The sequence below is a fragment of the Pyxidicoccus sp. MSG2 genome (assembly GCF_026626705.1).
Lineage (GTDB): Bacteria > Myxococcota > Myxococcia > Myxococcales > Myxococcaceae > Myxococcus.
The window spans coordinates 1,879,405-1,894,501 of record NZ_JAPNKC010000001.1; the positions used below are offsets into that span (position 1 = coordinate 1,879,405).

The 15,097-nt window shown below is 70.1% G+C and carries 1 protein-coding gene (cut by a window edge); it reads left to right on the forward strand.

Annotated features, from left to right (window positions below; all coding sequences use genetic code 11):
• Positions 1 to 14,609 carry the 3' portion of a non-ribosomal peptide synthase/polyketide synthase gene (locus tag OV427_RS07270; RefSeq protein WP_267855378.1) on the forward strand. The gene continues 18,373 nt to the left of window position 1, outside the view, so the window shows 14,609 of its 32,982 coding nt (coding positions 18,374-32,982); the start codon falls outside the window, past its left edge; it ends in the stop codon at positions 14,607 to 14,609.
• The last annotated feature ends 488 nt before the right edge of the window (positions 14,610 to 15,097 follow it).

The following is a 15,097-nucleotide window of genomic DNA, read 5'->3' on the forward strand; positions in this document are numbered from 1 at the left end:
CCCTGCTGACTGCGGCAGAGCCCCACCTCGTGCTGCCTCGCAAGCGACTGGTGCTCGGCGGTGAGTCCTCCACACCCGCTCTGCTGGAAACGGTCCGCACGCTGGCGCCCGGGTGCGAAATCCACAACCACTACGGCCCCACCGAGACGACGGTGGGCGTGCTCGCAGGTCGCCTGCATGGGCCCGCCTCCGGCGATGTCTCTGCGTCGACCTCCAGCGCCGCACCTGCCTCGGCACCGCTGGGTCGGCCCCTGGCCCATACGCGCCTGTACGTGCTGGACGAGGCCCTGCAGCCCGTGCCTCTCGGCGTCCCCGGAGAGCTGTACGTCGGCGGCGCCCAGGTGACGCGCGGCTACCTGCACCGGCCCGACTTGACGGCGGAGCGCTACCTCCCCGACGCCTTCTCCCCTCTCCCCGGCGCCCGCATGTACCGCACCGGAGACCGCGTGCGCTGGCTGGCTGACGGCCGTGTCGACTTCCTGGGCCGCGCCGACTTCCAGGTGAAGGTGCGTGGCTTCCGTATCGAGCCGGGCGAAGTCGCCGCCGTCCTGCGTGAGCACCCGTCCGTGCACGAAGCCCTCGTCGTCGCTCGCGAGGACGTGCCCGGTGACAAGCGACTGGTCGCCTACGTCACTGCCGCGGCCGGCCCTCGCCCCGAAGCCGAGCCCTTGCGCTCCTTCCTCCAGCAGCGGCTGCCCGCGTACATGGTGCCTTCCGCCTTCGTCGTCCTGGAGGCGCTGCCCCTCACCCCCAATGGCAAGGTGGACAGAAAGGCGCTCCCCGTCCCGGACGCCGCCGCGCCGCGGGACGGCTACCTCGCCCCCCGCTCCTCCGTCGAGGAGCAGCTCGCCTCGCTGTGGGCCGAAGTCCTCCGCGTGCCTCGCGTGGGCGTGTCCGACAACTTCTTCGAGCTGGGCGGCCACTCGCTGCTGGCCACGCAGCTCGTCTCCCGCGTCCGCTCCACCTTCGGTGTGGAGCTGCCCCTTCGCGCCCTCTTCGAAGCCCCTACTCTGGAGGCCCTCGCCACTCGCATCGAGTCCGCCCAGCTGACGGGGCTTCCAAGCCAGGCGCCCGGCCTCGTCGCACTCTCGCGCGAGGGCGCTCTGCCCGTGTCCTTCGCCCAGCAGCGCCTGTGGCTCATCGACCAGCTCCAGCCCGGCAGCCCCGCCTACAACATGCCCGTCTTCGTGCGCATGGACGGCCTGCTCGACGTGGCCGCACTCCAGCGGAGCTTCGACGAGCTGGTGCACCGCCACGAAGCCCTGCGCACCTCCTTCACCCAGCAGGAGGGCCAGCCCTTCCAGCTCATCGCTCCCCACGGTGAGCTGCCGCTGAAGCTCGTGGACCTCAGTGGCCTGGAGCCCCACGCCGTCAGCGCCGAGCTGGAGCGCCGGTTGCGCGAGGAGGCCCTGCGCCCCTTCCACCTCGCCACCGGTCCGCTGATGCGCGCGCACCTGCTGAAGCTGAGCGCCACCGAGCACGTGCTCGCCCTCAACATGCACCACATCGTCTCGGACGGCTGGTCCATGGGCGTACTGGTGCGTGAAGTCGCCGCACTCTACGAGGCCTTCTCGCAGGGCCGGCCCTCGCCCCTGCCGCCGCTACCCATCCAATACGCCGACTACGCCGCATGGCAGCGCCAGTGGCTCCAGGGCGCGGTGCTGGACGAGCAACTCGACTACTGGAAGCGGCACCTCTCCGGCGTCCCCATCTTGGAGATGCCCACCGACAAGCCACGCCCGCCCGTCCAGACGTTCAACGGCGCGGACGTACCCGTTGCGCTCTCGCTCGCCGCCTCCGAGCAGCTCAAGGCGCTGTGCCAGCAAGAAGGCGCCACGCCCTTCATGGCGTTGCTCGCCGCCTTCCAGGTCCTTCTCTCCCGCTACTCCGGGCAACGGGACATCACTGTCGGCTCGCCCATCGCCGGCCGTCAGCGCGGCGAGCTGGAAGGCCTCATCGGCTTCTTCGTCAACACGCTGGTGCTGCGCACTCACGTGGAGGACGGCGCGTCCTTCGTCCACCTGCTGCGGCAGGTGAAGGAGTCCTCGCTGGGCGCGTACGCCCACCAGGATGTGCCCTTCGAGCGGCTGGTGGAGGAGCTCCAGTCCACCCGTGACATGAGCCGCAGCCCCCTCTTCCAGGTCATCTTCTCCTTGCGGAACACGCCCACGGCCTCGGCCCGGGGCAAGGGGCTGGCACTGCGTCCGCTGGAAGTCGACAACCCCACCATCAAGTTCGAGCTGCAGCTCACCCTCTCGGAGTCTCCGGAGGGCTACCAAGGCTTGCTGGGCTACAACACCGACCTCTTCGAGCGCGCCACCGCACTGCGCATGGCGAGCCACTTCCAGGTGCTGGTGGAGGCGCTCGCCTCACAACCCGAAGCGGCCCTCGCATCCATCTCCCTGCTGTCTCCGGTGGAGCGCCGACAGGTGCTGGTGGAGTGGAATGCCACCGCCGCCGATTACCCGCGCGGCTCTACCCTGCCCGAGGTCTTCTCGCAGGTGGTGGCCCGGTACGCAGACAAGGTCGCCGTCGAGTTCGGTGACTCGAAGCTCACCTACCGGCAGCTCGATGAGCACTCCAACCAGCTCGCGCACCACCTGCGGGGACTGGGCGTGTCCACCGACTCGCGCGTGGCCCTGGCCCTGGACCGCTCGCTGGAGTTGATTGTCTCCCTGCTCGCCATCCTCAAGGCCGGCGGCGCCTACGTCCCTCTGGACCCGTCCTACCCGCGCGAGCGCCTCACCGCCATGGTGGAGGACGCTCGCCCCACCGTGCTCATCACCTCGCGCGAGCTGCTCCCGAAACTGCCCGCCGAGGGCCTGTCCACCGTCGTGCTGGGAGAGGTGTCCCTGGAAAGCCAGCCGACTTCGGCACCTCCTCTGGCCGTCCTGCCCCTGAGCCTCGCGTACATCGACTTCACCTCCGGCTCCACCGGTAGGCCCAAGGGCGTCGGCACCCCTCAGGCCGCCGTGCTGCGCACCGTCTTCGGCAACGACTACGCGCACCTGGGCCCCGATGAGACCTTCCTCCTCATCGCCCCCGTTTCCTTCGACGCCTCCACCCTGGAGCTGTGGGGCCCGCTGCTCCATGGCGCCCGTCTCGTCGTCTTCCCGCCCCACTCTCCTTCTGACTTGAAGGAGCTGGAGTCCGTGCTGGTGAAGCATGGCGTCACCACCCTTCACCTCACCGCCGGCCTCTTCACCCAGGTGGTGGACCACAACTTCCCCGCCCTTCGTGGGGTGAAGCAGTTGCTCACCGGTGGTGACGTGGTGAGCGCGCCGCACGTGCGCCGTGTCCTCGAAGAGCTGCGCATTCCGGTGACGGCTTGCTACGGCCCCACGGAGACGACGCTCTTCGCGTCCACTCACCGAATGACTTCGGTGGAGCACGTGGGCACCTCCGTGCCCATTGGCAAGCCCATCGGCAACACTCACGTGTACCTGCTGGATGCCTCTGGCCAGCCGGTGCCCGTCGGCGTCGTCGGTGAGCTGTTCATCGGCGGCGACGGCGTGGCCCGGGGCTACGTCGGCCAGCCCTCCCTCACCGCAGAGCGCTTCGTTCCCGACTCCTTCTCCGGCATCCCTGGCGCCCGCCTCTACCGCACGGGTGACCTGGCCCGCTGGCGCAACGACGGCGTGCTGGAGTTCCTCGGCCGCGCCGACGCCCAGGTGAAGGTGCGCGGCTACCGCATCGAACTGGCAGAAGTCGAAGCCTCGCTGCTCGCCTTCCCCGCCGTGGCCCAGGCCGTCGCCCTGGTGCGCGAGGATGTCCCCGGCGACAAGCGCCTCGTCGGCTATGTCGCCGCGCCTGAGTCGCTCGACATGACCGCCCTGCGCACCGCACTCAAGCAGCGGCTGCCCGAGTACATGGTGCCCTCCGCCCTGGTGCGCCTGGACTCCCTTCCCCTTACCTCCAACGCCAAGGTCGACCGCAAGGCCCTCCCCGCACCGGACGCCGCGCTCACCTCCACCGAGGACTTCGTCGCTCCTCGCACTCCCTCCGAGGAGAAGCTCGCCGAGCTGTTCGCGGCCGTCCTCCGGCTGCCCAGGGTGAGCGTCACCGGCAACTTCTTCGAGCTGGGCGGCCACTCCCTGCTGGCCACGCAGCTCGTCTCCCGCATCCGCTCCACCCTCGGCGTGGAGCTGCCCCTGCGCGCTCTCTTCGAGGCGCCCACCGTCGCCGCACTCGCCTCTCGCATCGAGTCCGTCCGGCAGTCCGCGCCCGGCACCCCGGCGCTCGCCATCGTCCCCGTGCCTCGCACCGGGCCGCTGCCGCTCTCCTTCGCTCAGCAGCGCCTGTGGTTCATCGACCAGCTCCAGCCCGGTAGCGCCTCCTACAACATGCCCACCTTCGTGCGCCTGGAGGGCATGCTCGACGTCGAGGCCCTGCGCCGCGGCTTCGAGGCCCTCGTGCACCGGCATGAGGCCCTGCGCACCACCTTCACCCAGCAGGAGGGCCAGCCCCTCCAGCTCATCTCGCCCCAGGGTCATCTGCCCCTGGAGGTGACGAACCTCAGCAGCCTGGAGCCCCAGGCCGCGCGCGCCGAGCTGGAGCGCCGCCTGCGCGAGGAGTTGTTGACGCCCTTCAACCTCTCCACAGGCCCGCTGATGCGCGCCCGACTGCTGAAGCTGGGGCCTACGGACCACGTGCTCGCACTCAACATGCACCACATCGTCTCGGACGGTTGGTCCATGGGCGTGCTGGTGCGGGAAGTCGCGGCGCTCTACGACGCCTTCTCGCAGGGCCGTCCTTCGCCCCTGCCGCCGCTGCCGCTCCAGTACGCGGACTACGCCGTCTGGCAGCGCGAGTGGCTCCAGGGCGCGGTGCTCGATGAGCAACTCGGCTGGTGGCGCAAGCAGCTCTCCGGCCTCTCGACGTTGGAGCTGCCCACCGACAAGCCGCGTCCGCCCGTGCAGACCTTCCGTGGTGCGCACGTGCCGGTGGCGTTGTCCCGGGCCGCGTCGGAGAAGCTCAAGGCACTGTGCCAGCAGGAGGGCCTCACGCCCTTCATGGCCCTGCTCGCTGCGTTCCAGGTGCTGCTGTCCCGTTACTCCGGTCAGCCGGACGTCTCCGTCGGCTCGCCCATCGCTGGCCGCCAGCGTGGAGAACTGGAGGGCCTCATCGGCTTCTTCATCAACACGCTGGTGATGCGGGCCCGGGTGGATGACCAGTCCTCGTACCTGCACCTGCTGCGCGGGGTGAAGGAGACGGCGCTTGGCGCGTACGCCCATCAGGACGTGCCTTTCGAGCGACTGGTGGAAGAGCTCCAGACTGCTCGCGACATGAGCCGCAGCCCGCTGTTCCAGGTCCTCTTCGCCCTGCAGAACGCGCCCACGGCAGCGTCGATGCAAGGCCCGGAGCAGGCCCAGAAGTCCACACTGGCGCTGCGCCCGCTGGACGAGGTGAACAACCCCTCGATCCGGTTCGAGCTGGAGCTGAGCCTTTCCGAGACGTCTGAGGGCTTCCAGGGCCCCCTGCGGTACAACACCGACCTGTTCGAGCCCGCCACCGCCGCGCGGATGGCAGAGCACTTCCGCGTGCTGGTGGAGGCCCTCGTCGCCCGGCCGAACGCGCCCCTGGCCTCCATCTCCATGCTCACCACGGCCGAGCGCCGGCAGGTGTTGGTGGAGTGGAATGCCACCGCCACCGACTACCCGCGCGGCTCCACCCTGCCCGAGGTCTTCTCGCAGGTGGTGGCTCGGTACGCGGACAAGGTCGCCGTCGAGTTCGGTGACTCGAAGCTGACGTACCGGCAGTTGGATGAGCACTCCAACCAGCTCGCGCACCACCTGCGGGGACTGGGCGTGTCCACCGACTCGCGCGTGGCCCTGGCCCTGGACCGCTCGCTGGAGCTGATTGTCTCCCTCCTCGCCATCCTCAAGGCCGGCGGCGCCTACGTCCCTCTGGACCCGTCCTACCCACGTGAGCGCCTCGCCGCCATGGTGGAGGACGCTCGCCCCACCGTGCTCATCACCTCGCGCGAGCTGCTCCCGAAGCTGCCCTCCGAGGGCCTGTCCACCGTCGTGCTGGGAGAGGTGCCCCTGGAAAGCCAGCCGACTTCGGCACCTCCCGTGGCCGCCCTGCCCCAGAGCCTCGCGTACATCGACTTCACCTCCGGCTCCACCGGTAGGCCCAAGGGCGTCGGCACTCCGCAGTCCGCCGTGCTGCGCACCGTCTTCGGCAACGACTACGCGCACCTGGGCCCCGATGAGACCTTCCTCCTCATCGCCCCCGTTTCCTTCGACGCCTCCACCCTGGAGCTGTGGGGCCCCCTGCTCCATGGCGCCCGTCTCGTCGTCTTCCCGCCCCACTCTCCCTCTGACTTGAAGGAGCTGGAGTCGGTGCTGGTGAAGCACGGCGTCACCACCCTTCACCTCACCTCCGGCCTCTTCACCCAGGTGGTGGACCACAACTTCCCCGCCCTTCGTGGGGTGAAGCAGTTGCTCACCGGTGGTGACGTGGTGAGCGCGCCGCACGTGCGCCGTGTCCTCGAAGAGCTGCGCATTCCGGTGACGGCTTGCTACGGCCCCACGGAGACGACGCTCTTCGCCTCAACCCACCGAATGACTTCGGTGGAGCACGTGGGCACCTCCGTGCCCATCGGCAAACCCATCGGCAACACTCACGTGTACCTGCTGGATGCCTCTGGCCAGCCGGTGCCCGTCGGCGTCGTCGGTGAGCTGTTCATCGGCGGCGACGGCGTGGCCCGGGGCTACGTCGGCCAGCCCTCCCTCACCGCAGAGCGCTTCGTCCCGGACTCCTTCTCCGACATCCCCGGCGCCCGCCTCTACCGCACGGGGGACCTGGCCCGCTGGCGCAACGACGGCGTGCTGGAGTTCCTCGGCCGCGCCGACGCCCAGGTGAAGGTGCGCGGCTACCGCATCGAACTGGCAGAAGTCGAAGCCTCGCTGCTCGCCTTCCCCGATGTGGCCCAGGCCGTGGCCCTGGTGCGTGAAGACGTGCCCGGAGACAAGCGCCTCGTCGGCTATGTCGCCGCGCCCGAGTCCCTCGACATGACCGCCCTGCGCACCGCCCTCAAGCAGCGACTGCCTGAGTACATGGTGCCCTCCGCCCTGGTGCGCCTGGACTCCCTTCCCCTCACCTCCAACGCCAAGGTCGACCGCAAGGCCCTGCCCGCTCCCGACTCGGCGCTGCTCTCAAAGGCGGAGTCCTTCGTCGCGCCTCGCAATCCCACCGAGGAGCAGCTCGCCGCGCTCTGGACCCAGGTGCTCCGCGTGCAGCGCATCGGCGTCCACGACAACTTCTTCGAGCTCGGCGGCCATTCGCTGGTGGCCACACAGGTCATCTCGCGCATTCGCTCGACTTTCGAAGTGGAGCTGCCGCTGCGTGCCCTCTTCGAGGCGCCCACCGTGGCGGCCCTCGCCTCTCGCATCGAGTCCGTCCGGCAGTCCGCGCCCGGCACTCAGGCGCTCGCCATCATCCCCGTGCCTCGCACCGGGCCGCTGCCACTCTCCTTCGCTCAGCAGCGCCTGTGGTTCATCGACCAGCTCCAGCCCGGCAGCTCCGCCTACAACATGCCCTCTCCGGTGCGCCTCACCGGCACGCTGGACGTTGCGGCTCTGGAGCGCAGCCTCGGTGCACTCGTCGAGCGTCACGAGTCACTGCGCACCACCTTCGCTGCCAGCAATGGCGAGCCCGTGCAGGTCATCCACCCCGTCTCGGCCTTCCATCTGCCCGTGGTGGACCTGGGCGCGCTGACCACCGACGCGCGCGAGACCGAGGCCCGGCGTCTGGCCACCGAGGAGGGCGTCCGCCCGTTCGACCTCTCCGAGGGCCCGCTGTTCCGCGCCTCGCTGCTGAGGCTCGCGTCCGAAGAGCATGTGCTGCTCCTCAACCTGCACCACATCATCTCCGACGGCTGGTCGCTCGGCGTGCTCGTGCGCGAGCTGGCAGCCCTGTACCAGGCTCACGCCTCGGGCCAGCCGCCGAGGCTCGCGCCGCTGCCGACGCAGTACGCCGACTACGCGGTGTGGCAGCGGAGCTGGCTGAGCGGCGAGGTGCTGGAAGCGCAGCTCGGATACTGGAAGCAGCAGCTCGGCGGCGCTCCGCAGGCGATGGAGCTGCCCACCGACAGGCCCCGTCCGCCCATGCAGACGTTCCACGGGGCGACGCACCCCTTCGCGCTCCCCGCGGAGCTGGGGCAGCAACTGGAGGCGCTCGCCCGCCAGCACGACTCCACCCTCTTCATGGTGCTGCTCGCCGCCTGGCAGACGCTGCTCTCCCGGTACTCCGGACAGGACGACGTCGTCGTCGGCTCGCCCATCGCCGGCCGCAACCGCACGGAGACGGAGGGCCTCATCGGCTTCTTCGTCAACTCGCTCGCGCTGCGCGCCCGCGTGTCCGACGAGGACACCTTCGCGTCCCTGCTGGGACGGGTGCGTGAGTCCACGCTGGGCGCGTATGCCCACCAGGAGGTGCCCTTCGAGAAGCTGGTGGAAGTGCTCCAGCACGAGCGCGACCTGAGCCGCTCGCCGCTCTTCCAGGTCATGTTCTCACTGCAGAACCTGCCCGACTCCTCCATCTCCCTGCCGGGCCTGAAGTTGTCCACCGTGGAAGCTCCCACCCACGTCGCCAAGTTCGAGCTGACGCTGACGGTGACGCCGGGCCCGCAGGGGCTGTACGGCTCGCTGAACTACAACACCGACCTCTTCGACGCCTCCACCGTCGCGCGCCTGGCGGGCCACCTCCACACCCTGCTGGAGGCCATCACTGCCAACCCGCGCCAGCGCCTGTCCGAGCTGCCGCTGATGCGCGAGGACGAGCGCCGCCAGGTCGTCGAGCAGTGGAACGACACGGCCGCGCCCTTCGCGGACGGCGCCCGCTTCCACGAGATGTTCGAGGCCCAGGTGCAGCGCACGCCCGACGCCTCGGCCCTCCGCTTCGGCGAGCGCACGCTGAGCTACCGCGAGCTGGACGCGCGGGCCAACCAGCTCGCCCATGAGCTGCGCGCCCGGGGCGTGCGCCCCGACACACGGGTGGCGCTGTGCCTGGAGCGCTCGTTCGACGTGGTGGTGGGGCTGCTGGGTGTGCTCAAGGCCGGCGGCGCCTACGTGCCCATGGACCCGGCCTACCCCCGCGAGCGCCTGGACTTCATGCTCCAGGACTGCGGCGCGTCGGTGCTCCTCACCCACGCACGCCTGGGCGACATGCTCCCCTCCTTCTCGGGTGACGTGCTCGCGCTCGATGTCCTCGGGCCCGTCCTCTCGCGCCACCCGGTCACCGCACCGGCACGCGTCGGCACGGCGGACGACCTGGCGTACGTCATCTACACCTCGGGCAGCACCGGGCGTCCCAAGGGCGTCATGGTGAGCCACCGCGGCGTGCCCAACCTCGCGGCGGACATCGCCCGCGTCACGAGCCTGCGTGCGGGCCAGCGCGTGCTCCAGTTCGCGTCCTCCAGCTTCGACGCCTCCGTGTACGAGGTGACGCTGGCCCTGTTCCACGGTGCCACCCTGGTGATGGCATCGCGCGAAGACCTGATGCCCGGCCAGCCCCTGATGGAGGTGCTGCGCGGCCAGGCCATCGACCAGGTGCTGCTGCCACCCTCCGTGCTGGCCGTCATGCCGACCCAGGGGCTGGAGACGCTGGGCACCATCCTCTCTGGCGGCGAGGCCTGCTCGGCCGAACTGGTGGAGAAGTGGGCTTCCGGCCGACGGTTCTTCAATGCGTACGGCCCCACGGAGGGCACCGTCATCGCCAACATGCACCTCTGCGTCGCGGACGGACAGCGTCCGCCGCTGGGCCAGGGCCTCGCCAACACGCGGCAATACGTGCTGGATCGCCACCTGCGCCCGGTACCCGTGGGCGTGGCCGGCGAGCTGTGCATCGGTGGCGTGGGCCTCGCTCGCGGCTACCTCAACCGGCCGGAGCTGACGGCCGAGAAGTTCGTGCCGGACCCGTTCGCCACCGAGCCCGGTGGTCGCCTCTACCGCACGGGAGACCTCGTGCGCTGGAGGGCGGACGGCACGCTGGACTACGTCGGTCGCATCGACTTCCAGGTGAAGCTGCGCGGCTTCCGCATCGAGTTGGGTGAAATCGAAGCCGTGTTGACCTCGCACTCCGGCGTGCGGCAGGCACTGGTACTGGTGCGCGAGGACCGCCCTGGCGACAAGCGCCTGGTGGCCTACGCAGTCCCTGCTCCCGGCGTCTCCCTGGACGCGGAGGCGCTCCGGGCTACCGCGAAGCAGCAACTGCCCGAGCACATGGTGCCCTCGGCCTTCATGGTGCTGGAGGCGCTGCCGCTGACGCCCAACGGAAAGGTGGACCGCAAGGCCCTGCCCGTGCCCGAGGCTCGGACGTCCACGGCGGAGCACGTCGCCCCGCGCACCCCCACCGAGGAGCTGCTCGCGGGGCTGTGGGCCCAGGTGCTGGGCCTGGAGCGCGTAGGCGCGGAGGCGCAGTTCTTCGAGCTGGGAGGCCACTCGCTGCTGGCCACGCAGGTCATCTCGCGCATCCGCTCCACCTTCGGCGTGGAACTGCCCCTACGTGCCCTCTTCGAGGCGCCCATCCTCTCCGCGCTCGCGAAGCGGGTGGACGCGGCGGTGCACTCGCGCACCGTCCAGGCTCCGCCCCTGGTGCCCGTGCCGCGCACCGGTGAGTTGCCGCTCTCCTTCGCTCAGCAGCGCCTCTGGTTCATCGACCAGCTCCAGCCCGGCAGCTCCGCGTACAACATCCCCACCGCGCTGCGCATGCGCGGGCCTCTGGACGTGAGCGCGCTGGAGAAGGCCTTTGTTTCACTCGTCGAGCGGCACGAGGCACTGCGCACCACCTTCGGCGTCCATGACGGCGAGCCCGTGCAGGTCATCCACCCGCTGCCTCACTTCCCGCTGCCGGTGGTGGACCTGAGCGCACTGCCCGCCTCCGAGTGCGAGGCCGAGGCCCGCAGGCTGGCCGCGCAGGAAGCCCAGCGCCCCTTCGACCTGGCGCGCGGCCCCGTCTTCCGCGCCCTCCTGCTGCGCCTGGGCGAGCAGGACCATGTCCTCATCGGGACGATGCACCACATCGTCTCCGACGGCTGGTCCATGGGCGTGCTGGTGCGTGAGTTGACGGAGTTGTACGCGTCGCACTCCTTGGGCCGTGAGCCTCGACTGCCCGCCCTGCCGGTGCAGTACGCGGACTTCGCCGCCTGGCAGCGCGCGTGGCTGCGGGGTGAGGCCCTGGAGAAGCAACTGGGGTACTGGCGCCAGCAACTCTCCGGTGCGGCCCCCGTACTGGAGCTGCCCACTGACAAGCCTCGGCCCGCCGTCCAGTCCCACCGCGGCGCGTCGCAGCCCGTGCAGCTGTCCGCCCCCGTCACCGAGGCACTCCTGGCCCTGTGTCAGCGCGTGGGCGCCACGCCCTTCATGGCCCTGCTCGCCCTCTGGCAGGTGTTGCTGGCCCGCTACTCCGGACAGGACGACATCTCCGTCGGCTCTCCCATCGCCGGCCGCACCCGTGGGGAGACGGAGGGCCTCATCGGATTCTTCGTCAACACGCTGGTGCTGCGCACCCAGGTGGACGCACGCGCAACCTTCCGCGAGCTGCTCGCCCACGTGCGCACCACCACGCTCGGCGCCTACGAGCACCAGGACGTCCCCTTCGAGAAGCTCGTCGAGGAGCTGCGACCGCAGCGCAGCCTCAGTCACTCACCGCTATTCCAGGCGATGCTCGTCCTGCAGAACGCTCCGACGACCTCCATGGAGGTAAAGGGCGGTGCGAAGGACAGCACCCCGCTGGGCGTGGAGTCCTTCGAGTCCGGCGCGCAGGCCACGAAGTTCGACCTGACGCTCTCGCTGACCCAGCGGACCGAGGGTCTCGGCGGCGCCCTGAGCTACCGCACAGACCTGTTCGAGCAGGGCACCATCGCCCGCATGGTGGAGCACTTCACCACGCTGGTGCAGGCCGCCGTGTCCGCGCCCGAGACGCGAGTGGGAGAGTTGCCCCTGCTGCCCGCGTCCGAGCGCCAGCAGGTACTGATGCGCTGGAATGACACGCGCCAGGAATCGCACTGGGAAGGCGCCCTGCATGAGCGCTTCGAGCAGCAGGCGACTCGTACGCCGGATGCCGTCGCGGTGCTCGATGACTCCGCCTCGTTGTCCTTCGCTCAGGTCAACAGCCGCGCCAACCAGCTCGCTCATGTCCTGCGCCAGCGCGGCGTGGGGCCCGAGGTGCGCGTCGCCCTCTGCATGGAGCGCGGCGTCGACATGGTGGTGGCCGTCCTCGCCATCCTCAAGGCCGGTGGCGCCTACGTCCCCATGGACCCCGCCTACCCGCGCGAGCGTCTGGCCTTCATGCTCCAGGACTGCGGCGCACGGCTCGCACTCACCCAGCGCCACCTGAAGCCGCAGCTCGAGGGTGCCTCCGTGGAGGCGGTGTATCTGGACGACACTTCCACCACGCTGTCGCTCTCGCGCGAGTCCGAGGCCAACCCGCCTCGCGTCACCTCGCCCGAGCATCTCGCCTACGTCATCTACACCTCCGGCTCCACCGGCCGCCCCAAGGGCGTCATGGTTCAGCACGCCTCCGTGATGAACCTGCGCACCGCACTGGCCTCGGCTGTGTATGCCGGAGCGGAAGGCGCGCTGCGCGTCAGCCTCAACGCTCCTCTCGCCTTCGACGCCTCCGTGAAGCAACTCATCCAGGTGGCCGACGGCCATGCCCTCTGCGTCGTGCCACAGGCCGCACGTGAGGACGTAGCGCTGCTCAAGGTGTGGGTGGAGAAGCACCAACTCGACGTCCTCGACTGCTCGCCCTCCCACCTGCGCCTGCTGCTGGAAGAGGGCCTCGCGGCTTCCAGGCCGCTGCGCGTGTTGGTGGGCGGCGAGGCCGTGGACGAAGCCCTCTGGGCGAAGCTGTCCGCCCACCCCTTCATCCACTGCTTCAACGTCTACGGCCCCACCGAGTGCACCGTCGACACCACCGCCCGCTCCATTCGCGGCGCCTCCAGGCCCACCCTGGGCGGCCCGCTGGCCAACGTGCAGGTGTACGTCCTCGACGAGCGCATGCAGCCCGTCCCCACAGGCGTCCCCGGCGAGCTCTTCATCGGCGGCGCGGGTGTCGCTCGCGGCTACCTCGGCAGGCCCGAGCTCTCCGCGGAGAAGTTCGTCCCGGACCCGTTCGGTACGGTGGCCGGTGGCCGCCTCTACCGCACCGGCGACAAGGTGCGCTGGCTCGCCAACGGCGAGCTGGACTACCTGGGCCGCATCGACTTCCAGGTGAAGCTGCGCGGCTTCCGGATTGAGTTGGGCGAAATCGAAGCCGCCCTGGAGCAGGAGTCCACCGTCAGTCGTGCCGTCGTGCTCTCTCGCGAGGACGTCCCCGGCAACCCTCGCCTCGTCGCCTACCTCGTCACGCCTGAGGGAGGCGCTCTCGATACGGCCGCGCTCCGCACCTCGCTGCTGCGCTCGCTGCCCGAGTACATGGTGCCTTCCGCCTTCGTCTTCCTGGCGGCACTGCCCCTCAACACCCACGGCAAGGTCGACCGCAAGGCCCTGCCCACCCCCGACGCCTCCACCACCAGCGCCGCCTACGTCGCCCCGCGCACTCCCACCGAGGAGGCCGTGGCCGCCGTCTGGGCCGAAGTGCTCCACGTCGAGAAGGTCGGCGCCACCGACGACTTCTTCTCCCTCGGCGGCCACTCCCTCCTCGCCGTGCGCCTCATGGCACGACTCCGCGAGCGCATCGGAGTCGCACTGCCCGTGTCGGCCCTCTTCCAGGGCGCCACCGTGGAGCGCCTCGCACGGCGGCTGGAGCAGCGCGACGACGCCTCCACCTCCACCTCCAACCTCGTCCGCCTGGACGCAGGCACCGCCACCGGCCGTCCCCTCTTCCTCGTCCACGGAGGAGGCGGCAGCGTGCTGGGCTACACCGAGCTCGTCCGCCTGCTCGGCAGCAACAGGCCCATCTACGGCCTGTCCGCCTCCGGTATCGACGGGGGTGAGCTGCCCGCCGCCTCCATCGAAGTCCTCGCTCGCGACTACCTCGCCCAGCTCCGCGCCGTGCAGCCCCAGGGGCCCTACCTCCTGGGTGGCTGGTCCTTCGGTGGAATCGTCGCCTACGAGATGGCCCGGCTCCTCCAGCAGGCAGGCGAGCAGGTGGAGTTGCTCGCCCTCCTCGACAGCCACGCGCCCCAGGCGCAGCCCCGGCCTGACCCGGACGCCCTCACGCAACTGGCCGGCTTCGGCCGGGTGCTCGGGATTCCGTGGCAGTCACTGCCCCTGGACGTGGAGCACCTGCGGCGGCTCGACGTGCGCGGCGCACTCGCCTACGTGCTGGAACTGGCGCAGCGCGCACCCTCGGGCGGGCCCGCGCTGGACCTCGACGCGGCCGAGCGCCTCTTCCGCGTGTATCAGCGGCTCAGTCATGCCCAGCGCAACTACGTGCCCGCCAGCGTCTACACGGGGCCGGCCGTCCTCCTCCGGGCCGCCACGCCCCCGAACGGGGCGCCTCGCGCCGAGGACCTGGGCTGGAGTGCGTGGCTCCCGGGCGCACTCACCGTGCACGAAGTACCCGGCGACCACTTCACCTTGCTGACCGCACCCCACGTCACTTCGGTGGTGGAGCGGCTGGCCCACCACCTGCGGCTGCTGGAGCAAGACGCCGCATGACCGCTCCGGGCAGCGCACGCTGACGCTTGCACGCCGGAAGAAGCCCCCGCCGCGGGAGGGTCGCGCCACAGCGGGCGCGGCCCACCCATCAAATCGGGCCCTGGCGAAAATCCAGTGAGCGGCACCAGGCTGTTGCACCACGCCTGCATGCGCGCGTCCCGTCTTGGCCGGGCGGCTCGTGGAGCTTCCGCGGGGCCCTGGAACGCGACGCAGCCTGATCGCCCGCGGGGGTAACAACAGGAGCAACTTGAATTGCCGGAAAGAGGGAGTGAGCGCGTCAGCTCCGCCCCTCTGTCTCCACCGGACAGGGATTGGAGAATGGCTCGCCTCCGGGGCTATTCTCGCAACCGCGTAGTTGTTTCGTCTCACTGTCCCCCTGCTGGAGATTCCCGTGGTTTCGCGTTCAGGCCGGATTGGCTGGTGTCGCTTGCTGTGGAGCAGACGCCCCGAGGCCGGCACGCACGACTCCCTGGAATACGCATAGCCCT